Origin of the sequence: Bacillus sp. FJAT-50079, from assembly GCF_018343515.1 — a bacterium.
In the GTDB taxonomy this organism is placed as follows: domain Bacteria; phylum Bacillota; class Bacilli; order Bacillales; family Bacillaceae_C; genus Lederbergia.
Window position 1 is genome coordinate 242212 of sequence record NZ_JAGYPD010000004.1, and the last position, 21252, is coordinate 263463.

Here is a 21252-nt window from a genome sequence, read left to right on the forward strand (position 1 = left end):
TGAAGTTGAGAATACAGTTGGAGGGGAAAAAGATGTCACAAGGTCAAAAAATTACTGTTGAAAATGGTGTATTAAACACTCCAAATAATCCGATCATTCCTTTTATCGAAGGAGATGGCACAGGTCCTGATATTTGGGCGGCAGCACAACGAGTATTAGACGCAGCGGTTGAAAAAGCGTATGCAGGAGAAAAGAAAATCGAATGGAAAGAAGTATACGCGGGTGAAAAGGCGTTCAATAAATTTGGTGAATGGCTACCTGAAGAAACATTAGAAACGATTCGTGAGTACTTTATCGCGATTAAAGGTCCACTTACAACTCCGATCGGTGGCGGATTCCGTTCATTGAACGTTGCACTTCGTCAAGAATTGGACTTGTTCGTATGCTTGCGTCCAGTACGTTATTTTGACGGTGTTCCTTCACCAATCAAACGTCCAGAAGACACAGATATGGTTATTTTCCGTGAAAATACAGAGGATATTTACGCAGGAATTGAATATCAAGAAGGTACGGCAGACGTTAAAAAGGTTATTGATTTCCTTCAAAATGAAATGGGCGTAAACAAAATCCGTTTCCCTGAAACTTCAGGAATTGGAATCAAGCCGGTTTCAGCTGAAGGGACAAAGCGTCTCGTTCGTGCGGCAATCAATTATGCGATTAAAGAAGGCCGTAAATCTGTAACTTTAGTTCACAAAGGGAACATCATGAAGTTTACAGAAGGCGCGTTCAAAAACTGGGGCTATGAGCTTGCTGAAGAAGAGTTTGGTGACAAAGTATTCACTTGGGGCCAATACGATAAAATTAAAGAAGAGCAAGGAACAGATGCTGCAAATAAAGCACAAGCTGACGCAGAAGCAGCTGGGAAAATTATCATTAAAGATGCAATTGCTGATATTTTCTTACAGCAAATCCTTACACGTCCAAAAGAGTTCGATGTTGTTGCAACAATGAACTTAAATGGTGACTACGTATCTGATGCACTTGCTGCACAAGTAGGTGGAATCGGAATCGCTCCAGGGGCAAACATTAACTATGAAACAGGACACGCTATTTTCGAAGCAACACATGGAACAGCTCCAAAATATGCTGGTCTTGATAAAGTAAACCCATCTTCTGTTCTTCTTTCAGGAGTACTTATGCTTGAGCATTTAGGGTGGACAGAAGCAGCAGAATTAATTATTAAATCTGTTGAAAAAACAATTGAATCAAAAGTAGTTACTTACGACTTTGCACGCTTGATGGAAGGCGCAACTGAAGTGAAAACATCTGAATTTGCGAACGCATTAATCGAAAACATGTAAGTAGTATGAAATTGGCATTTATGCCAAGAAGCGAGCGCATTCGTCTTTGTAACGGCTGCGCTCGTTCCATACATATTTTTAACTCGAATGGGCGGAAGTCCCTCACTTCTATAAGGGTGGGGTCGTATTACTTTTCAAATTAGGGGGAGTTCAAACTTCCTGTCTCTGACGCTTCACTTTCGGTACAAGAAGATTTGCTGACTCAAGTTAAACCTCGGGCGGATGTTGTAGATTTTTAGAGAAGTTTAGGAAGGCAACCTAAGTTTGCCGCATCCTGCGGGCACGGGCTCGAAAACCTGAACGCTATTACGCCGAGGCACAATTGACTTTTAAGAAGGAAGGGATTTCTTATGACGATGAAACGGAAAAAAATTTCAGTTATTGGCGGCGGCTTTACAGGAGCAACAACTGCATTTTTGCTTGCACAAAAAGAACTTGGTGATGTCGTACTTGTTGATATTCCGCAAATGGAAAATCCGACAAAAGGAAAAGCACTTGATATGCTTGAAGCGGGTCCAGTTCAAGGGTTTGATGCAAACATCATCGGTACTTCCGATTATGAAGATACGAAAGATTCTGATGTTGTCGTCATTACAGCAGGAATTGCTCGTAAGCCTGGAATGAGTCGCGATGATTTAGTTCAAACGAATCAAAAGGTAATGAAAAGTGTAACAAAAGAAATTGCGAAGCATTCGCCTAACTGCTATATCATCGTCCTTACAAATCCAGTTGATGCGATGACATATACGGTTTTCCAAGAATCCGGCTTTCCGAAAAACCGAGTGATCGGACAATCAGGAGTACTTGACACGGCACGCTTCCGTACATTCGTTGCTCAAGAGTTGAATCTTTCGGTTAAGGACGTAACCGGTTTTGTTCTCGGTGGCCATGGAGATGAGATGGTTCCACTCGTACGTTATTCATATGCTGGTGGAATCCCGTTGGAAACGCTTATTCCAAAAGACCGTCTTGATGCGATCGTTGAGCGTACACGTAAAGGCGGCGGTGAGATTGTTAATTTACTAGGAAACGGAAGTGCTTATTACGCTCCGGCAGCATCTCTTGTTGAAATGGTTGAGGCAATCGTTAAAGATCAACGTCGTGTCCTTCCTGCAATTGCTTATCTTGAGGGGGAATATGGTTTCGACGGCATTTATCTTGGCGTTCCAACAATCCTTGGAAAAGATGGAATCGAAAAAATTATCGAGCTTGAGCTAACAGAGGAAGAAAAAGGGGCATTGCAAAAATCAGCTAATGCTGTTCAAGAAGTGATGAAAGTTTTAGCTTAATCATCAGAAGGTGTTCCTGAAAAAAATCAGTGAACACCTTTTTTTCTTGTTAAAAAGGAGTAAGAACATGGTATGATAATAGAAAGTTTATTTTGAAAACTTTTAATTATCATGGGGGTGCATGTTTTGCTATTGGGAAAAAAACGCAAGCTCGGCAAAAAGCTCGAACAAATATCAGTTGGTGAAAAATTATCATTAACTGAAAAAATGGAAGACAAAGATTTGCTGTTATTTCTTGGCTTAACAAATGATGCAAATCCACTGTATATCCAACATGACTATGCTTCACAAACAACGTACAAAAAGCCGATTGTACCCACGATCATGCTCACAGGAATAATTACTGCCGCCATATCAAAATATTTACCTGGCCCCGGCTCGCATATTTTAAAACAAGAAATTGATTTTCTCCAACCAGTTCACCATTATGCGATTGTTCAATTTTTATTTGAAGTTGTCGATGTCAATCATGCAGATAAAACCGTAACAATTTATGTGGAAGCAATGAATGAAACAGAGGAAGCGGTCATTAAAGGCAAGTTACTTGTAAGCCCGCCGCTTCATTTCGATTAATAAGGAGAGATTCATTTGAATCTCTCCTTTCATAATGAAACCTTATCCCTACTTGTTCGTATAGAAGTATAAGAGAAATATAGAAAGGAAAGTGGATAATGAGCTTAAAAAGGGTTTATACGGTCACAGCACTTGTCGTTGCTGCTCTAGTACTTGTACTTATTTTATTGACGTCATGGTATACCGTGGATGAGTCTGACCAAGCAGTTATTTTAACATTTGGAAAAGCAGAGGAAACGGTAACGGATCCAGGCTTACATTTTAAACTGCCTTGGCCGATTCAAAATGTAGAAAAGCTTGCAAGAGAAACGTTAAAGTTGGAGTTTGGTTTTAAGGATGGCGAAGGAAATACGAGTGAAACAAAAATGATCACTGGGGATGAAAACATTGTACTTGCAGACCTTGTTGTGCAATGGAGAATTACTGATCCGAAAAAGTATTTATTCCATTCTGAGGAGCCAGAAGTGATTCTGTATAATGCGACATCGGCTTCACTAAGAAGCATCATTGGTAACTCGAAGATTGACGATGCATTAACATCAGGAAAAGCGGAGATCGAAGCAGATGTACGTGAGTTATTAGCGTCGCTCATTGATAAGTATGATATTGGGATTTCAATTCTTTCGGTAAATCTGAAAGATGTTGAGCTCCCTAACGATGATGTGCGCAAAGCATTTACAGCTGTAACAGACGCAAGAGAAATGATGAACACAAAAATTAATGAAGCAGAAAAATATGAGAATAAAAGAATGAATGAGGCTGAAGGGGAAAAGAAAGCGATCATTTCTAAAGCTGAAGGGGAAAGAGCGGCAAGGCTTGAGGCGGCGCGAGGAGATGTAGCTGTTTTTAATAAATTGTATGAACAATACAAAACAAATCCTGAAATTACGCGTGAGCGTTTAACACTTGAAACATTGGAACAAGTTCTACCAAATGCAGAAATTTATATTATGAATGATGATGGCAATACGCTGAAATACTTCCCTATTCGTCCATTGGAACGTGAACAAGCCGTTCAAAAAGAAGAAGAGGGAGGGAATCAATAATGGATAAGAATATTATTGATTTAGAAGCGCGTAGAGGCATGGAAAAGGAATGGAAGAAATATACGAAGTTTGGTCTGTTTTTCGTTATTTTACTCGTTTTATTCATCCTTTTCATGGCCAGTGTTTTCGTTGTAAAAGAGGGAGAACATAAAGTTATACGTCAATTTGGTGAAGTTGTACGCATTAAAAGTACACCGGGAATTTCTTTTAAAGTACCGTTTATTCAAACGGTAGCGACATTGCCAAAATATCAAATGACATACGATGTATCACATACAGAAGAAATCAATACGAAAGATAAAAAACGAATGATCATTGATAATTATGCCGTATGGAAAATTGATGATCCACGCAAAATGATTGCAAATGCGAGAACTGTTGTTAACGCGGAGTCGAGGATGCAAGAGTTTATCCATTCCGTCGTTCGCGCCGAGCTAGGTCAATTAAACTATGACGAAATCATTAATGATGAGAAATCATCACGCGGAAGTCTAAATGATCGTGTAACAGAGAAAGTGAATGAATTGCTTGCAAGAGATAATTATGGGATCGTTGTTACAGATGTTAGAACGAAGCGAACCGATTTGCCACAGGAGAACGAAAACTCTGTATATACGCGAATGGTTTCCGAGCGTGAATCAAAAGCGCAAGAGTATTTGTCAATGGGGGACGCGAAGAAAAACGAAATCACAGCTGAAACGGATCGAAAAGTACGTGAAATGCTTGCGAAAGCTCAAGCGGATGCAGATGTCATTCGATCTGAAGGTGAAGGGGAAGCAGCGCAAATATATAATGAATCTTTTTCGAAAGACCGGGAATTTTACAATTTATTCCGAACGCTTGAGACATATAAGAAAACGATCGGTGAGGATACAGTTATCGTCATCCCATCCGATTCACCTTATGCTCGTCTATTGATGGGATACACGCAATAAAGATGTACCGCATGTGATTACTTTATTAAAAAAATTTATAAAAAAGGATACTCTTGATACATCAAGGGTGTCTTTTTTTTCTAAAGATAATTTTGGTACGCCACAGGAAAAAGCGTTAAGGTCAATGAACAGGTGTTACAATTCATTAAATATAAAAACAATACAAACAATGTCTAATGGGTGAGCTCTTATAGCCCATATCTCGTTTGAAACTGCAAACACTGTCGATAAGAAGTTCTCTAATCTCCCATAACACGTTTAAACCTGCAAACACTGTCCATAAGAAGTTCTCTAATCTCCCATAACATGTTTAAACCTGCAAACACTGTCCATAAGAAGTTCTCTAATCTCCCATAACACGTTTAAACCTGCGAACACTGTCGATAAGGAGTTCTCTAATCTCCCGTAACATGTTTAAACCTGCAAACACTGTCGATAAGGAGTTCTCTAATCTCCCGTAACATGTTTAAACCTGCAAACACTGTCGATAAGAAGTTCCCTAATCTCCCATAACATGTTTAAACCTGCAAACACTGTCGATAAGAAGTTCTCTAATCTCCCGTAACACGTTTAAACCTGCAAACACTGTCGATAAGAAGTTCTTTAATCTCCCGTAACATGTTTTAACCTGCAAACACTGTCCATAAGAAGTTCTCTAATCTCCCATAACATGTTTAAAACGACGGACTTTGTCTATAAGGCATCCTCATGATACCAATTTTAGCTGCTCCGCTGGATACACAAGTATGTCCGCATTTAAAGGGCATTTTATTAACGTTTCTTAAGTTGAAATTATTAGGGTACTAGCATTATTTTCACTTTCATCACTCTACATGCTAAAATAGATAGAACAAATGCACTCCAAAATGGGGGTTAAGGATTAATGAATAAGAAATTAATGTTAATTGATGGAAACAGTATTGCATACCGTGCTTTTTTTGCTTTGCCACTTTTAAATAATGATAAGGGCATACATACGAATGCGGTTTACGGATTTACAACGATGCTGATGAAAGTGCTTGAGGATGAGAAGCCAACACATATTCTTGTTGCCTTTGACGCTGGTAAAACGACGTTTCGCCATAAGACATTTACAGAGTATAAAGGTGGTAGACAAAAGACGCCACCAGAGCTGTCTGAGCAGTTTCCATTTCTGCGTGAGCTTCTAGATGCTTATGGCATTAAACGTTATGAGCTGGATAATTATGAAGCGGATGATATTATTGGAACTTTGGCAGTTAAAGCAGCTGAGGGTGGATACGACGTTAAAGTCATTTCAGGAGATAAAGATTTAACACAGCTAACGACAGATCGCATTACTGTCGGTATTACGAGACGGGGAATTACCGATATTGAGGAATACACTCCGGAACATATTCAAGAAAAATACGGGCTGATACCTGAGCAGATCATTGATATGAAGGGATTAATGGGCGATCAATCCGATAATATTCCTGGCGTGCCTGGGGTGGGGGAAAAAACGGCGATCAAATTGCTTAAGGAATATCCAACATTAGAGGAATTACTTGATAATATTGATAATGTAAGCGGGAAAAAGTTGAAAGAACGACTTACAGAATTTAGCGATCAAGCAAAGATGAGTAAGGAGTTAGCAACAATTACGACGGAAGCACCTGTCACGATCTCGGTGGACGAGCTACAATTTGAAGGCTATGATCCAGCGAAGCTAACAGCTATTTTTAAAGAACTTGGCTTTAATTCCTTGCTTGAAAAAGTGGATGGCGGGGAAGAAGAGGAGATAAAAGAAGAAATCAAGGACATTTCTTTTACAACGATTGAGACGATTACAGAAGAGATGTTTGCAGCAGAAAATGCTTTTTACGTAGAAGTACTTGAAGACAGCTATCATACCGAGCCGATTGCTGGATTTGCATTAGTAAACGAACATGGAAATTTTTACATTCCAACAGATGTTGCTCTTCAGTCTGAACGGTTCAAAAGCTGGGCAGAGGATGAAACGAAAAAGAAACAAGTATATGATGCGAAGCGTTCAATCGTTACATTGCATCGACATGGGATTGAATTAAAGGGGATCGAATTCGATCTGCTGCTTGCCTCTTATTTACTTAATCCGTCTGAGTCGAACGAAGATTTTTCCGGAGTAGCGAAGCGTCATCACTATACGGATGTTTCTTCGGATGAGGCTATTTACGGAAAAGGCGCAAAAAAGAAAGTGGCGGAAGGTGATGTCCTAGCGGAGCATCTTGTTAGGAAGGCGAGCGCAATTGCGGCTTTATATGAGCCAATCATGGCGGAATTGGAAAAAAATGAGCAATCTGATTTATTTTATGAGCTGGAGCTGCCACTATCGTTTATTTTAGCAAAAATGGAATATACAGGCATTACCGTTGATACGGACTATTTAGAAAAAATGAAGGAAGAACTTGCTGAACGGCTGAAAGAAATCGAGTCAAAAATTTATGAACATGCCGGAGAAAAGTTTAATATTAACTCTCCAAAACAACTTGGTGTCATATTATTTGAAACGCTTGGCTTGCCGGTCATTAAAAAGACGAAAACTGGCTATTCGACAGCGGCAGATGTCTTGGAGAAATTAGCTCCAAAACATGAGATCGTCGAAGAAATCCTTCACTATCGCCAGCTTGGAAAATTGCAATCAACATATCTTGAAGGCTTGTTAAAAGTTGTTCATGAAGATACGAAAAAAGTGCATACACGCTTCAATCAGGCGCTTACGTCAACGGGCAGGCTAAGCTCGATCGATCCGAACTTGCAAAACATCCCGATTCGGTTGGAAGAAGGTCGAAGAATTCGGAAAGCATTTATACCATCTGAAAAAGATTGGGTCATTTTTGCAGCTGATTATTCGCAAATCGAGCTTCGCGTACTTGCTCATATTGCTGGCGATGAAAAATTGATCGAAGCTTTTACAAATGATCAAGATATTCATACGAAAACGGCAATGGATGTTTTTCATGTTGATGCAGATGAAGTAACGGCAAATATGAGAAGGCAAGCAAAAGCGGTTAACTTCGGAATTGTATATGGAATTAGCGATTACGGATTATCCCAAAGCTTAGGAATTACACGGAAAGAAGCGGGATTATTTATTGAACGCTACTTAGAAAGCTTTCCAGGTGTGAAACATTACATGGACGACATTATCATGGAGGCAAAAGAAAAAGGCTATGTATCGACGTTACTCCATCGCAGACGTTATATACCTGAAATTACGAGCCGTAATTTTAATTTGAGAAGCTTCGCGGAAAGAACAGCGATGAATACGCCGATTCAAGGAAGCGCTGCTGACATTATTAAAAAAGCAATGATTGATATGGATGCGCGACTTGAAGAGGAAGGATTACAAACGCGCTTATTACTTCAAGTCCATGACGAGCTCATTTTCGAAGCACCACCGGAGGAAATTGAGCGATTAAAAGAAATTGTACCAGCGGTAATGGAGCAGGCGCTTCAGCTAGATGTACCGATAAAAGTGGAATATTCTTACGGACCTACGTGGTTCGACGCGAAATAAGTGAGGGGAAAAAAGCAATGCCAGAATTACCAGAAGTAGAAACGATGCGCAGGTCATTAATTGAGCTTGTCAAAGGAAAAACAATCGAAGATGTAGTTATTCATTGGCCAAAAATCATTAAGTATCCGTTGGAAATTGAACAATTTATCGATGCGTTACAAGGACAAACGATCGATGACATCGACCGAAAAGGCAAGTTTTTAATTTTTATGCTCGATGATTACTCACTCGTTTCTCATTTGCGCATGGAAGGAAATTATCGTTTGGCAAGACGGGGAGATGAGCAAGATAAGCATGTTCACGTTCTGTTTCGATTCACGGATGGAACGGAGCTTCGCTACCGCGATGTTCGCAAGTTTGGGACGATGCATTTATTTGCAAAAGGAACGGAACATGCCGAGTTGCCGCTTTCAAAGCTCGGTCCTGAGCCTTTTTCAAACGAATTTTCCGACGTGTATTTTAAAGAGCGGCTGATGAAAACGGAAAGAGTCATTAAAGCAGTCCTCCTTGATCAAACCGTCGTAACAGGACTTGGCAATATTTATGTAGATGAAGTGTTGTTTCGATCCAATATTCATCCAGGGCGGGTGGCAAGCTCGTTAACGGATGATGAGATTGCTCTTTTGCGTAAACAAGCAGTTGAAACTTTACAAGAGTCGATCCAAGCAGGTGGTAGCTCCGTGAATACGTATATGAATTCATTTGGAGAAAGTGGGACGTACCAAGAGCTCCTGCTTGTTTATGGTCGTCAAGGGGAAGAATGCAAGCAATGTGGAACACCACTTGAAAAAATGAAATTGGCTGGAAGGGGAACCCATTTTTGTCCTGTTTGCCAAAAATTAGGCGTATGACAATCTAGATGAATTCCATAACAAGAAGAGAAGCTTCCTCATACAATGAGTTAGATATTGGTTTGTAGAGAGGAAGGAGCTTGATTATGGGTTTTTCATTCGCCTTATTGCTGCTTGCGATGGCAATCAGTCTCGATAGCTTTAGTACGGGTCTTGCATATGGGCTTAGAAAAATGCGGATCCCGATTCGGTCCATCTTTATTATAGCGATGTGCACAGCCGGTTCATTAGGCATTGCTATGCTTGCCGGTCAATTGATCCAGCAGTTTCTTAGCCCAAGTTTTGCCAATCGCCTTGGCGGCTTGATCTTAATCTTCATTGGAGCATTTGTTGTTTTTCAATTTTTAAAAAAAGAAAAGGACCATCCTCAGGCATCCGAAGAAAAACTAGTGTTGAAATGGGAAATAAAATCGCTTGGCGTTGTGATTCATATTTTAAAAAAACCGACGATGGCAGATATGGATGACTCAGGAACAGTGACAGGTTTAGAAGCCTTACTGCTCGGCTTGGCTTTATCACTCGATGCGTTTGGTGCGGGAATTGGGGCTGCGATGCTCGGGTTTTCTCCGCTTCTTTTAGCAACGAGTGCGGCAGTGATGAGTTGTTTATTTCTTACATGCGGTTTGCATATCGGACGGTTCTTTTCTAAATCAAGTTGGATGCAAAAGCTAGCATTTCTTCCTGGGGTGCTCCTTATGGTTATAGGAATGTTAAAAATGTAAATGAAAGAGGTTGAATGATGGCGACATTGATCGGATTGACGGGCGGAATCGCTAGTGGTAAAAGTACGATCGCAAATATGTTCAAGAGGCGAGGATTCACAGTCATCGATGCGGATGTAGCGGCTCGGGCAGTTGTAGAACCGGGGGAAGAAGCGTATAAACAAGTTGTTAAAGCATTTGGCAGCGAGATCCTTTTGGAGGATGGAGCGATCAATCGAAAAAAGCTTGGCTCCATCATTTTCCATGATCAGGAAAAAAGACAGCAATTAAATCAAATCGTTCATCCAGCTGTTCGAGAAAAAATGAATGATTGGAAAGAAGCGGCGATTGCAGAAGGTAAGGAAACAATTATTTATGACATTCCCCTTTTGTTTGAAAGCAATCTGACCCATCTTGTCAGTAAAATCATTCTTGTGTTCGTCGAGCAATCAGTCCAGCTCGAGCGCCTAATGGTGAGGAATCAACTGAGCAAAGACGATGCTCTGGCAAGAATTGCGTCACAATGGCCACTGCAAGATAAAAAACGTCTATCCGATGCAATCATCGATAATAATCGCTCGATAGAAGAGAGCGAAATCCAGCTCGACCAATTAATTGAAAAATGGGAATTAAATCCATAAAGAGTGTCTAAGCACTCTTTTTTTATCTGTTCCCAACCATTATTTCTAGCTAAGCTTAGCTATCAATGCTCCTTCTGCAATAACCCCAAACGGTCGCTTCCGCTTTTCTTCACATTCCAAGAAAAAGTAAGGTATAATGTAATAATAATGACAAGCAGTTGAACGGAGCTGATGAGGATGAAATGTCCATCATGTCAACATAATGGCACAAGGGTGGTCGATTCAAGACCAGCAGATGAAGTGAGAGCAATTCGAAGAAGGCGGGAATGTGAGAAATGTTCTTATCGGTTTACAACATTTGAACGGGTGGAGGCAACGCCACTTATTGTTGTAAAAAAAGAGGGAATTCGTGAAGAGTTTAGTCGGGAAAAAATATTACGCGGCTTAATTCGTGCCTGTGAGAAGCGTCCTGTTTCTCTTGATCAACTTGAAAAAATTACCCATGATGTTGAAAGAGATTTACGCAATCAAGGACAGGCAGAAGTAAAATCCGACCATATTGGAGAAATGGTGATGGATAGACTAGCTACAATTGATGAAGTCGCATATGTTCGATTTGCCTCCGTGTATCGCCAATTTAAAGATATTAATGTATTCCTTGATGAACTGAAAGATTTAATTAAAAAAGAGTAAATGAGTGTGGTTTTACATGAGACAGCATTGGAATGAAGTGCAGCCTGTCGATTCTTTTTCCGTGACGATGAAGGGAATGCTACATAATGATGATAAAAAAGTCATCACCTTTTTGTATCAGCCGCTCATTGGTCCGATTTGCACAAGCATGTATTCTACACTTTGGCATGCCGTCGAGGAAAATCGACTATGGTCAGAGCAATGGAATCATTATCATTTAATGAATTTGCTTGGATTAAATTTACAAGAAATTTATCAAGCGCGATTAAAGCTAGAAGGAATCGGCCTGCTTAAAACATATATCAAAAATGAACCAGATGCGCGCTCCTTCGTATACGAGCTTCATCCTCCACTTTCCCCGGAGCAATTTTTTACCGATGGGATGTTAAATATTTATTTATATCAAAAGCTCGGTCAGTCGCAGTTTTTAAAATTAAAAAGGTTCTTTTCTGATAAAAGCATTGATACAAAGCAATTTCATGATATTACAAGATCCTTTCAAGATGTATTTACTTCTTACGGAACGGCAATGCTTCATCAAACAGATGGGCATGAAGCAAGTGAGCCTGATGAGGGCCAGCAATTTTTCAAAAAAGAACGGACGACCCCGATACGAATCGATGAAACGGATTTCGACTTTGATTTATTATTTGCTGGTTTAACGGAAATGATGGTTCCGAGAAAGCTGTTCACTAAGGAAGTAAAAGAAGCAATTGCGAAATTAAGCTTTTTATATGGAGTAAATGCGATTGATATGAAAAATATCGTCCTATCCAGTCTAAATGCAAATGATACGATCGATTTAGAAGAATTAAGGAAAGCGGCAAGAGATTGGTACCAAATGGAAAACGCTGATCAATTGCCAGAGCTTGTTGATCATCATCAGCCTGCCCTTCACCGTGAATCGGTCACGCAAGGGGAAACGATGGAAAGTAAGCTCATTCATTATTTGGAAACCGTCTCACCAAGGCAGCTACTGATTGATTTATCAGATGGTGCAGCACCAGCAAAAGCCGATCTTCAAGCGGTAGAGGATATTTTATTTCAACAAAAGCTGCTTCCTGGTGTGGTAAATGTCCTGATTCATTATGTCGCTTTAAAAACGGATATGAAGCTGACGAAAAATTATTTGGAGAAAATCGCTTCGCATTGGTCGCGTAAAAAAATAAAAACCGTATCAGCGGCAATGGAATTAGCGAAAAATGAACATCGTCAATACCAAGAATGGGCGAGTGGCAATAAAGAGCCGAAGCAACGGAAAAATAAGCCGATTCGTACCGAGAAATTACCTGATTGGTTTACATCTCAAAATCAAACGAATCAATCAGAACCGGAAAATGCAAGTGAAATCGAGGAGCGCCGCCGACGACTAGAAGCGATCCAACAAAAGTATAAGAAAAACGGAGGTGAAGAAGGTGGAGCCGATTAATCGAACATTGAACCGAATTACCAACTCCTCATCCTTTAAAGAGAGCTATGAACAATTGAAGGCAGAAGTATTATCAAACCGTGATATACGCGCTTTTATTGAAGAAAGTAAAGGGCAGATCACAAGCAGCATCATTGAAAAAAACATGATGAAGCTTTATGAATATACGACGCAAACGAGAAAATGTGAGGATTGCCCCAATTTGGAAGGCTGTATCAATATGATGTCGGGGTACGAGCCTGTTCTCGTTTTGCATAAAGAAGTCATTGAAGTTCATTATCGTCCCTGTCCGTCAAAGATCGTCCATGATGAACGGAGAAAAACGGAAAAGCTGATTAAAAGCATTTACGTACCGAAGGACATTTTACGTGCTTCCTTCGCTGATTTTTCGCTCGATAATCCCGGCAGAGATCTTGCTTTCGAATATGCGGAAAGATTTGCCGCTTCGTATGCGCCGGGGAAAGAGATGAAAGGCTTATATTTGCACGGAAGCTTTGGTGTGGGAAAATCATACTTACTCGGAGCAATTGCCAATCAGCTTGCTGAAAAGGAAATTGCCTCGCTCATCGTTTATGTACCTGAGTTTTTCAGAGAAATGAAGCAATCGCTTGGTGACCAAACGTTAAATCAGAAACTCGAAGCGGTGAAAAACGCCCCGATTCTCATGCTGGATGATATCGGCGCGGAAGCGATGTCGAGCTGGACAAGGGATGAAATTTTAGGCTCGATTCTCCAATTCCGGATGCATGAACAACTCCCAACCTTTTTCTCTTCTAATTTTGATTTTAACGGGCTTGAATATCATCTCACCTACACGCAACGTGGGGAAGAGGAAAAAATGAAAGCAGCCCGGATTATGGAAAGAATTCGCTATCTTGCTACACCAGTCAAATTGGACGGGCCGAATCGCCGTCATCAATAGGAGAGTGTCCTTCAAATGAGAAGGACACTTTTTTACAAGAAGGCCCTGTTAAAGTTTAATGTTGATATGTATAAAAAAATTAGAACTTCCGATTATCTGGAAGTTCTAATTTTTAGTATAGTCTTTTAGACTAAACGCACCCGTTTGTTTAAGTACATTTGAAACCAACAGTTATCCAAAGTGATTATGAAACCACCAAACAATAAGAATCATACTCACTATTCCCCAAGCTGTGGTACTCACTATCCACCAAATTATGGATTTAGCTTTTGTTGAACTTTCCTCGTCTTTCAAATTTGCTGTTATAAAAGCGAGCTTACTTTCCATACCTTTTTTCATAGAAGTGAGAACAACAAATCCGATTATTATGAAACCAATCGTTATCCAGAGCAATAAGTCCACCTTTTATACCTCCCTTCTTTGTAAATTACTTTCCTTTCAATCTTCTTTATATAATTAGCCTGCCCCGTTCGCTGAATAAGATATAATGTTATATTACAAATTTAGTTAATCTAATTGTATCATAAATTTCCAAATTTTTTATCAAATTACCTCTAATAATCAAGTCGCTCATAGTAACTTCATTTCTTTGATGTTGAATGCTTTCTAGTATCTAGCCGCTTGCTGTTGTTACTTGTAGTGCAGGCACCGACCCCTGCGGGAATGGAGACCCCGCAAGGCTGTCCGCGGAAAGCGTGGGCCGGAACGGAAAGCAATAGACCGGTGACGTCGTTCGAATTTTTCGTTGATGTCATCTTTCTTTATATCTCCATACATAAAAAAGGTGCTATCATAGAAAGTCAGTTTTCATCTGCTTTCTGGACAGCCCCAGTTTGTACGTCGCTAAACGGGCGCTTGCGCTTTTCTTATGCCCATCCCCTGCAACGTTTGCTTCTCACTATTAAAAATTCGTTGGTATAGTCCGTCCGAGCTCTCATATAAATGATACAAAGCGGGTAAGGGGGGACGGGCTTGGAGTTACTATTTACATCGATAAAAGATGCGATCCGTCTGAAATTATATTTAACAGCAAATGGCTTACGAGAAACGCTGGTAAAAAGCCAAGACCAGTTTATGTATACATTTCAAGTCGATCAAAGGAAGAGGAGCCGTTATGAGCAGGCATTAATTACGTTTATTAAAGATGTGAAAAGAAATGAATGGTTAAATAACACGCTGCAACACAAATTTCATTATGAAAATGAAGATGAGCGCAGCCATATTATCGAAATAGCGACACAAATGTTTTCTGGTGCTCGTCATGATTTATCAGAGCTTGCTGGTGTGATTGATGAATCGGGGCTGATTAAGGAAGCTGTTTCCGATTTACTAAGCTTTGGAGGAGCCGTTTCCTTTGAATCATTTTCCCGATTTCGTTTAAAACCTTATTATGAGCGGGTGGAAAAATATTTAGAGATCGCAATTGATGAGTATAAAATGGAGCAAGAATATCAGACATTTGTACAAATGTTACGAGATTATTTGAGAAACCGTGCGACAAGAATGGAAGTTATCCATCTCCTGCTTAATCAAACACCGAAGTTTTACGATGAGCATCTCCATGAACTGTCGAGTGATGAAATAAAAGAGATGATGGATCAGCGCCTTTTAGCTAATCATCCGATCTATGTCGATTCAGCGGTGATTGCTCCACTTCTATCAATCGCTGCTATAAAAGTATATGTTTATACAGATAAAGCAGATCAACCGCTTATCAGAACACTGTCTAATATTTTTGAAGAACGGATTTCTGTGTTGACGCCTGTCCATTTTTCTATACTAAAAAAGGCATATGTGAATAAGCCTTGATTTTCCTTACGCAACTCGCTATAATTACGTACATAAACGAACATGAAATAAGTTGCGATAAGGACATGAGTATTTTGCTACGGTTTTCAGAGAGGGAAGTATTGCTGTGAGCTTCCTAACACGGGCATGATATTTACCACCTTTGAACTCCGATCGTGAACGAAGTAATGATCGGCGGAATGATCCGTTACAATGAATCCAAAGTCAATATACGTTTCGTATGTTGAAAATGAGGGTGGAACCACGTGTATAAAAACTCGTCCCTTTCCAGGGATGGGTTTTTTTGTTTTTTATTTTTTATTTCAAAAAGTAGAAGTGCCTTGATTATTGTTAATCAATCGGCGCGGATGCTATACATCTAATAAAGGAGTGGCACATGATGTCAGAACAAGTTCAAATTACTTTCCCAGATGGCTCAGTAAAGGAGTTTCAAAAGGGAGTAACAACAGAAGAAATTGCAGCTTCGATTAGCCCTGGTTTACGACGAAATGCGCTTGCCGGGAAGCTAAGCGGTAAACTGATCGATTTAAAAACACCAATTGAGGAAGATGGCTCAATCGCAATCATCACTCCAGATAGCGCGGATGCACTTGAGATAATGCGCCATAGCTCAGCTCACCTTATGGCTCAAGCGGTGAAAAGACTGTATCCTGATGCGAAATTTGGTGTTGGTCCTGTCATTGAAGATGGATTTTATTACGATATGGATATCGAACATGCGATTACACCAGAAGATTTACCTGTAATTGAAAAAGAAATGAAGAAAATCATCAATGAAAACATTGAAGTTGTACGTAAAGAAGTATCACGTGCTGAAGCGAAAGAACTGTTCGCGGATGATCCATATAAGCAAGAGCTCATTGATGCGATTCCTGAAGATGAAAAAGTAACGATTTATACACAAGGCGAATTTTCCGATTTATGCCGTGGTGTCCACGTTCCGTCAACAAGCAAAATTAAAGAATTTAAATTGCTTAGCATTGCTGGTGCATATTGGCGCGGTGACAGTAAAAATAAAATGCTTCAACGTGTATACGGAACTGCTTTTTTCAAAAAAGATGCGCTTGAAAAGCATCTAAAAATGTTGGAAGAAGCGAAGGAGCGCGACCATCGTAAACTGGGGAAAGAGTTAAGTCTATTTACGAACTCTCAACAGGTTGGGCAAGGAATGCCGCTTTGGTTACCAAAAGGTGCAACAATCCGTAGAATTGTCGAGCGGTACATTGTTGATAAAGAAGTCGAACTTGGCTATGATCACGTATATACACCGATTATGGCGAATGTTGAACTATATAAAATGAGCGGTCACTGGGATCATTATCAGGAGAATATGTTCCCGATCATGGATATGGACAATGAGCAGCTCGTTCTTCGTCCGATGAACTGCCCGCATCATATGATGATTTATAAAAATGACATCCATAGCTATCGCGAGCTGCCAATCCGGATTGCTGAGCTTGGAACGATGCACCGCTACGAAATGTCAGGCGCATTATCAGGCCTTCAACGTGTTCGTGGCATGACATTAAATGATGCACATATTTTTGTTCGTCCAGACCAAATAAAAGAAGAGTTCATCCGCGTTGTCGAGCTCATTGTGGAAGTTTATAAAGATTTTAACATTAGTGATTATGCCTTCCGTCTTTCCTATCGTGATCCAGAGGATAAGGAAAAATATTTTGATGATGATGAAATGTGGAATAAAGCACAAGCAATGATAAAAGATGCGATGGATGAGCTAGGTGTCGACTACTTCGAAGCAGAAGGTGAAGCAGCCTTTTACGGTCCGAAGCTCGATGTTCAAGTGAAAACAGCTTTAGGAAAAGAAGAAACATTGTCAACTGTGCAGCTTGATTTCCTCTTGCCTGAAAAATTCGATCTTACTTATGTTGGGGAAGATGGAAAACAACATCGTCCAGTCGTCATTCACCGTGGGGTCGTGTCAACGATGGAACGCTTTGTTGCTTTCTTAATCGAAGAATACAAAGGAGCATTCCCTACATGGCTTGCACCTGTTCAAGCTCAAGTAATCCCGGTATCACCTGATGTGCATTTTGATTATGCAAAACAAGTGCGAGATCAATTGAAATCGTTAGGATTCCGTGTCGAGCTTGACCAACGAGATGAAAAAATCGGCTATAAAATCCGTGAAGCACAAATGCAAAAAATTCCGTATATGCTCGTTGTTGGAGATAATGAAGTATCCGCTGAAGCAGTAAATGTAAGAAAATACGGAGAGCAAAAATCTGAAACAGTCTCACTGAAAGACTTTATTGAGCAACTAAACGCAGATGTTCAATTGAGATCGAGACAATAAAAAAACAGGCTGGCAACTGTGCCAGCCTATTTTTTATCTTCAATATCGATTTTTGTCCCGTCTTTCGTTGTATAATCAAGATCAAACTCTGTATAATCTTCAGCAAGCTGAAATGCGTTTAAAATGGTCTGGATTACTTCTGTTTGTGGGGTATTAGCTGTAAGGGAAACATCCTTCATTACGTTATATATCCCATTAAAAGCATCCGCGCCTTTCATCATCTGCCCATTGATATCATCTTCTAGTTCAGCCTCATAAACACCCTTTGGATCTTTTTGTTCATATTCAACATCATATTTTTTATTTGGCCCATATTTTACTTCTAAATCAAATTTTATGAAGTCAAGATCAGCCATTTGATCGGTTGCCCCTGGATCATTCACATTCCCATTTGATTTTACCCCGCTGTCGGTAACACTTTGATTATCAGGGGTTTTCGGTTCAGTAGCACCATCCATTTGCTCTTTTGGATTGTTATCAACGGATGGATCGTTTGAACAGGCGACGAGTCCAAACAATAAAGCAAAGCTAGCAAACGTGTAGCTCAATTTTTTTAACATATGACAGACCTCCAAAGAAAAGAATCTATATAAGTTGAAGTTATAATTTTGCACTTTCCAGCTGACTGGAGTGGAGAGCGGCGGCTCCCGTGGGAATAGCACGGCTGAAGAGCTCGCTGGACCGCATTAAAAGGAAGTCGCCACATCGTGTGGTAACAGCCTCGTGACCAACACCTGTTGGCCCGAGCCCATGCCCGGAACGGAACTCAGCGGTTAGTTGAATTACTAACTTTAACTTATATATATTAAAGTTTTTCCTTTCTAGCTAAATTTAAACATTTTTAAAAAAGGCATTGCTTTCTAAGTGTCTGTTTGTTATGATGAAAGACGTTGTAAATAGCAATCAACATTTGACAGAGCCATCTGCATATGATATATTTACTAAGGTGAAAATGAATACTCGTTTGTAAAAGAAGAGGCTGCCCGCTTCTCGCCTGATTGACGCATAAAGCTGTTAACAGGTTATTGATTTCATATCCATTCTTGACTATTTGTGCGTGAATGTGGTGCGGGTTGCTTATGCCCGTGCTTTTTTTATGTGTATAAATAAGCTTTTGCAAACAAAGGTATTCCTTAAAAAACCTTGGAGGTGGCTAACTATTAGCAAAGATATGTTGGTAAATGAAGGCATCCGTGCCCGTGAACTTCGTCTAATCGATCATAATGGTGAGCAATTGGGAGTTAAATCCCGAAATGAAGCGTTGGAAATCGCTGCTCGTGTAAATCTTGATCTCGTTCTTGTTGCTCCGAATGCGAAACCACCAGTCGCTCGAGTAATGGATTATGGAAAACATCGTTTTGAGATGCAAAAACGAGATAGAGAAGCCCGTAAAAACCAAAAAGTGATTAATGTGAAGGAAGTTCGTTTGAGTCCTACGATCGATGAACATGATTTCAATACAAAGCTTCGCAATGGTCGAAAATTCCTTGAAAAAGGAGACAAAGTGAAAGCTTCGATTCGCTTTAAAGGACGTGCCATTACACATAAAGAAATCGGTCAGCGTGTTCTAACTCGCTTTGCCGAAGAGTGTGAAGATGTGGCGACGGTTGAGTCCAAACCGAGAATGGACGGAAGAAGCATGTTCTTAGTACTAGCACCAAAAACTGAAAAGTAATGTTTTGAGGAGGAAAACCCAATGCCTAAAATGAAAACACACCGTGGCGCAGCTAAGCGTTTCAAAAAAACAGCGTCTGGTAAATTGAAACGTTCACACGCTTATGTAAGCCACTTGGCTGCAAACAAATCTACAAAACAAAAACGTAAACTTCGTAAATCTGCGATGGTTTCAAAAGGCGACTTCCGTCGTATCCGTCATTTGCTTGACAATATAAAGTAATTTTTAAAGGTTAGATCCAATTAGGAGGGAATTAATATGCCACGTGTAAAAGGCGGTACAGTAACCCGCAGACGTCGTAATAAAATATTAAAATTAGCTAAAGGTTATTATGGTTCTAAACATAGATTATTTAAAGTAGCAAAACAACAAGTTATGAAATCTTATAACTATGCTTATCGCGATCGCCGCAACAAAAAGCGTGATTTCCGTAAATTATGGATTACACGTATTAACGCTGCTGCTCGTTTAAACGGTCTTTCTTACAGCCGTTTAATGCACGGCTTAAAAGTTGCTGGCATCGAAGTGAACCGTAAAATGCTTGCAGACTTAGCTGTACATGACGAAAAAGCATTTGCTGAATTAGCAAACAAAGCAAAATCTGCATTATAATAAATTTAAAAGACCATTCTCTATTTGGAGAACGGTCTTTTGTTTCTTAAGGGGGAAGCTCGATCATGCTGCGATTTCTAGTGATTTGGTATTTTATCGTCATAAATGTATGGGGTTTGCAATTGATGGGTATTGATAAAAAAAGTGCGCGGCTGAAGAAAAAACGCATCAGTGAAAAGCGTCTTTGGATGTTTGCCTTGATCGGCGGTGCTCCTGGAATGACGGTCGGCATGCATATGTATCGGCATAAAACGAAACATGTAACATTTAAATACGGTCTGCCTATTCTTGCAGCAATCGACTTGCTCGTTTATATTTTCGTTCTTAGGTGTCTGGCATAACGGACAAGGGCAAAAAATATAATGTAGTAGAAAGCAGGTGATCAGCGATGAACGAACAATTATTGATCATGCTTGCGTTTATGGAAGGAAGTGGATTGCTCGCCCCGTTTTTATTTATCGCGTTCCATATTGTAAGGCAGTTTCTGTTCGTCCCGGTCATCCTCGTCTGTATGATTGGAGGGATGTTATTCGGATCCTTTTTTGGAATGATTTATTCAATGATCGGACTACTTTTATTATCTGCCCTCTTTTATTTCTCCATTGGAAAAATGCCAGGAACACACGCCAAGTTAATGAATGTAAAATATAAGTGGTTTGGCCGCTATAATAAAATGACGATTGGCCAAATTGCTGTTTTACGACTTATTCCTTTTTTTCATTATCATTTGCTAAATATTTGCTTATTAGAAAGAAAGCCGGATTTTCATGGATTTATGAAAGGAGCTTTTATCACGAATGTGCCGCTCGTTTTTTTCTACACGGTATTCGGTGAATTTATTACCCATTTTTCACCTGGAATGGCCGTCATGATCATTTCTGCGCTCGCCCTTTTATTCTATTTGTTAAGAGAAAAAATCGTCACAGTCACGTGGAAAGAGTTTTTTGCAAAAGAATCTGCACAATCATGAAAAAACCATTGTCCATGTTTAGCTGCGCAAT

The 21252-nt window shown here is 39.9% G+C and carries 21 protein-coding genes, 1 pseudogene and 2 other annotated features; of the genes and pseudogenes, 19 read left to right on the forward strand and 3 right to left on the reverse strand.

Features of this window, described 5'->3' with window-relative positions:
- Positions 1 to 32: 32 nt before the first annotated feature.
- The 12 genes from icd (at position 33) to dnaI (ending at position 13838) form a co-directional block, all read left to right on the forward strand.
- The gene (gene icd, locus KHA95_RS12085) at positions 33 to 1301 is read left to right on the forward strand and encodes an NADP-dependent isocitrate dehydrogenase (protein ID WP_213137759.1); all 1269 of its coding nucleotides are present in this window, start codon (positions 33 to 35) and stop codon (positions 1299 to 1301) included.
- A gap of 350 nt (positions 1302 to 1651) precedes the next feature.
- On the forward strand, positions 1652 to 2590 hold the full coding sequence (mdh, locus tag KHA95_RS12090) for a malate dehydrogenase (RefSeq protein ID WP_213137760.1): 939 nt from the start codon (positions 1652 to 1654) through the stop codon (positions 2588 to 2590).
- A gap of 126 nt (positions 2591 to 2716) precedes the next feature.
- Positions 2717 to 3163 carry a MaoC/PaaZ C-terminal domain-containing protein gene (locus tag KHA95_RS12095; protein WP_213137761.1) on the forward strand — a complete coding sequence of 149 codons (447 nt, stop codon included), beginning with the start codon at positions 2717 to 2719 and terminating at the stop codon, positions 3161 to 3163.
- Between the two features lie 95 nt (positions 3164 to 3258).
- A complete protein-coding gene (gene hflK / locus KHA95_RS12100; protein WP_213138081.1) occupies positions 3259 to 4209 on the forward strand; it encodes an FtsH protease activity modulator HflK in 951 nt (316 codons plus the stop codon).
- The gene (hflC, locus tag KHA95_RS12105) at positions 4209 to 5144 is read left to right on the forward strand and encodes a protease modulator HflC (RefSeq protein ID WP_213137762.1); all 936 of its coding nucleotides are present in this window, start codon (positions 4209 to 4211) and stop codon (positions 5142 to 5144) included. The genes hflK and hflC overlap by 1 nt, the downstream gene beginning before the upstream one ends.
- 883 nt (positions 5145 to 6027) lie before the next feature.
- On the forward strand, positions 6028 to 8661 hold the full coding sequence (gene polA, locus KHA95_RS12110; protein ID WP_213137763.1) for a DNA polymerase I: 2634 nt from the start codon (positions 6028 to 6030) through the stop codon (positions 8659 to 8661).
- 17 nt (positions 8662 to 8678) lie between these two features.
- The gene (mutM, locus tag KHA95_RS12115) at positions 8679 to 9512 is read left to right on the forward strand and encodes a DNA-formamidopyrimidine glycosylase (protein ID WP_213137764.1); all 834 of its coding nucleotides are present in this window, start codon (positions 8679 to 8681) and stop codon (positions 9510 to 9512) included.
- An 86-nt stretch (positions 9513 to 9598) separates the two neighbouring features.
- Positions 9599 to 10234, forward strand: coding sequence for a sporulation membrane protein YtaF (ytaF, locus tag KHA95_RS12120; protein WP_213137765.1), 636 nt, complete (start codon positions 9599 to 9601; stop codon positions 10232 to 10234).
- 17 nt (positions 10235 to 10251) lie between these two features.
- Entirely contained in the window at positions 10252 to 10854 is a 603-nt protein-coding gene (coaE, locus tag KHA95_RS12125) for a dephospho-CoA kinase (protein ID WP_213137766.1), read from the forward strand.
- Between the two features lie 177 nt (positions 10855 to 11031).
- Entirely contained in the window at positions 11032 to 11487 is a 456-nt protein-coding gene (gene nrdR / locus KHA95_RS12130) for a transcriptional regulator NrdR (RefSeq protein ID WP_213137767.1), read from the forward strand.
- 16 nt (positions 11488 to 11503) lie between these two features.
- Entirely contained in the window at positions 11504 to 12916 is a 1413-nt protein-coding gene (locus KHA95_RS12135) for a replication initiation and membrane attachment family protein (RefSeq protein WP_213137768.1), read from the forward strand.
- Complete coding sequence (gene dnaI / locus KHA95_RS12140; RefSeq protein ID WP_213137769.1) at positions 12903 to 13838, forward strand: primosomal protein DnaI; 936 nt, start codon at positions 12903 to 12905, stop codon at positions 13836 to 13838. Before KHA95_RS12135 ends, dnaI begins: the two co-directional genes overlap by 14 nt.
- 171 nt (positions 13839 to 14009) lie before the next feature.
- Here the strand turns inward: dnaI and KHA95_RS12145 are convergent, their stop codons facing one another.
- The gene (locus tag KHA95_RS12145; protein ID WP_213137770.1) at positions 14010 to 14240 is read right to left on the reverse strand and encodes a hypothetical protein; all 231 of its coding nucleotides are present in this window, start codon (positions 14238 to 14240) and stop codon (positions 14010 to 14012) included.
- Between the two features lie 88 nt (positions 14241 to 14328).
- Positions 14329 to 14451 (reverse strand): annotated as a pseudogene (locus tag KHA95_RS12150) (IS1595 family transposase); the annotation flags it as partial.
- 359 nt (positions 14452 to 14810) lie between these two features.
- Here KHA95_RS12150 and KHA95_RS12155 point away from each other — a divergent pair.
- A complete protein-coding gene (locus tag KHA95_RS12155; RefSeq protein WP_213137771.1) occupies positions 14811 to 15647 on the forward strand; it encodes a putative sporulation protein YtxC in 837 nt (278 codons plus the stop codon).
- Between the two features lie 45 nt (positions 15648 to 15692).
- Positions 15693 to 15915: a binding site (T-box leader), on the forward strand.
- 111 nt (positions 15916 to 16026) lie between these two features.
- Complete coding sequence (gene thrS / locus KHA95_RS12160; RefSeq protein WP_213137772.1) at positions 16027 to 17964, forward strand: threonine--tRNA ligase; 1938 nt, start codon at positions 16027 to 16029, stop codon at positions 17962 to 17964.
- Positions 17965 to 17990: 26 nt separating this feature from the next.
- Here the strand turns inward: thrS and KHA95_RS12165 are convergent, their stop codons facing one another.
- Complete coding sequence (locus KHA95_RS12165) at positions 17991 to 18524, reverse strand: YusW family protein (protein WP_213137773.1); 534 nt, start codon at positions 18522 to 18524, stop codon at positions 17991 to 17993.
- A 404-nt stretch (positions 18525 to 18928) separates the two neighbouring features.
- Positions 18929 to 19065, forward strand: a sequence feature (ribosomal protein L20 leader region).
- Between the two features lie 70 nt (positions 19066 to 19135).
- On the opposite strand from KHA95_RS12165, the gene infC reads away from it, so the two are divergent.
- The 5 genes from infC to KHA95_RS12190 all read left to right on the forward strand — a co-directional run bounded on the left by infC (position 19136) and on the right by KHA95_RS12190 (position 21221).
- Positions 19136 to 19639 (forward strand): translation initiation factor IF-3, encoded by a 504-nt coding sequence (gene infC / locus KHA95_RS12170; protein ID WP_213137774.1) that lies wholly within the window; start codon positions 19136 to 19138, stop codon positions 19637 to 19639.
- Positions 19640 to 19660: 21 nt separating this feature from the next.
- A complete protein-coding gene (gene rpmI / locus KHA95_RS12175; RefSeq protein WP_213137775.1) occupies positions 19661 to 19861 on the forward strand; it encodes a 50S ribosomal protein L35 in 201 nt (66 codons plus the stop codon).
- Positions 19862 to 19897: 36 nt separating this feature from the next.
- Positions 19898 to 20251, forward strand: a complete 354-nt coding sequence (rplT, locus tag KHA95_RS12180; protein ID WP_213137776.1) for a 50S ribosomal protein L20 — start codon at positions 19898 to 19900, stop codon at positions 20249 to 20251.
- A 65-nt stretch (positions 20252 to 20316) separates the two neighbouring features.
- Positions 20317 to 20592 carry a DUF1294 domain-containing protein gene (locus KHA95_RS12185; RefSeq protein ID WP_213137777.1) on the forward strand — a complete coding sequence of 92 codons (276 nt, stop codon included), beginning with the start codon at positions 20317 to 20319 and terminating at the stop codon, positions 20590 to 20592.
- Positions 20593 to 20639: 47 nt separating this feature from the next.
- The gene (locus tag KHA95_RS12190) at positions 20640 to 21221 is read left to right on the forward strand and encodes a TVP38/TMEM64 family protein (protein ID WP_213137778.1); all 582 of its coding nucleotides are present in this window, start codon (positions 20640 to 20642) and stop codon (positions 21219 to 21221) included.
- Positions 21222 to 21252: the final 31 nt, after the last annotated feature.

Coding starts and splice junctions, on each gene's coding strand:
- icd (WP_213137759.1), top strand. CDS start 33: ATGTCACAAGGTCAAAAAATTACTGTTGAAAATGGTGTATTAAACACT.
- mdh (WP_213137760.1), top strand. CDS start 1,652: ATGACGATGAAACGGAAAAAAATTTCAGTTATTGGCGGCGGCTTTACA.
- hflC (WP_213137762.1), top strand. CDS start 4,209: ATGGATAAGAATATTATTGATTTAGAAGCGCGTAGAGGCATGGAAAAG.
- polA (WP_213137763.1), top strand. CDS start 6,028: ATGAATAAGAAATTAATGTTAATTGATGGAAACAGTATTGCATACCGT.
- mutM (WP_213137764.1), top strand. CDS start 8,679: ATGCCAGAATTACCAGAAGTAGAAACGATGCGCAGGTCATTAATTGAG.
- ytaF (WP_213137765.1), top strand. CDS start 9,599: ATGGGTTTTTCATTCGCCTTATTGCTGCTTGCGATGGCAATCAGTCTC.
- coaE (WP_213137766.1), top strand. CDS start 10,252: ATGGCGACATTGATCGGATTGACGGGCGGAATCGCTAGTGGTAAAAGT.
- nrdR (WP_213137767.1), top strand. CDS start 11,032: ATGAAATGTCCATCATGTCAACATAATGGCACAAGGGTGGTCGATTCA.
- KHA95_RS12135 (WP_213137768.1), top strand. CDS start 11,504: ATGAGACAGCATTGGAATGAAGTGCAGCCTGTCGATTCTTTTTCCGTG.
- thrS (WP_213137772.1), top strand. CDS start 16,027: ATGTCAGAACAAGTTCAAATTACTTTCCCAGATGGCTCAGTAAAGGAG.
- KHA95_RS12165 (WP_213137773.1), bottom strand. CDS start 18,524: ATGTTAAAAAAATTGAGCTACACGTTTGCTAGCTTTGCTTTATTGTTT.
- infC (WP_213137774.1), top strand. CDS start 19,136: ATGTTGGTAAATGAAGGCATCCGTGCCCGTGAACTTCGTCTAATCGAT.
- rpmI (WP_213137775.1), top strand. CDS start 19,661: ATGCCTAAAATGAAAACACACCGTGGCGCAGCTAAGCGTTTCAAAAAA.
- rplT (WP_213137776.1), top strand. CDS start 19,898: ATGCCACGTGTAAAAGGCGGTACAGTAACCCGCAGACGTCGTAATAAA.
- KHA95_RS12185 (WP_213137777.1), top strand. CDS start 20,317: ATGCTGCGATTTCTAGTGATTTGGTATTTTATCGTCATAAATGTATGG.
- KHA95_RS12190 (WP_213137778.1), top strand. CDS start 20,640: ATGAACGAACAATTATTGATCATGCTTGCGTTTATGGAAGGAAGTGGA.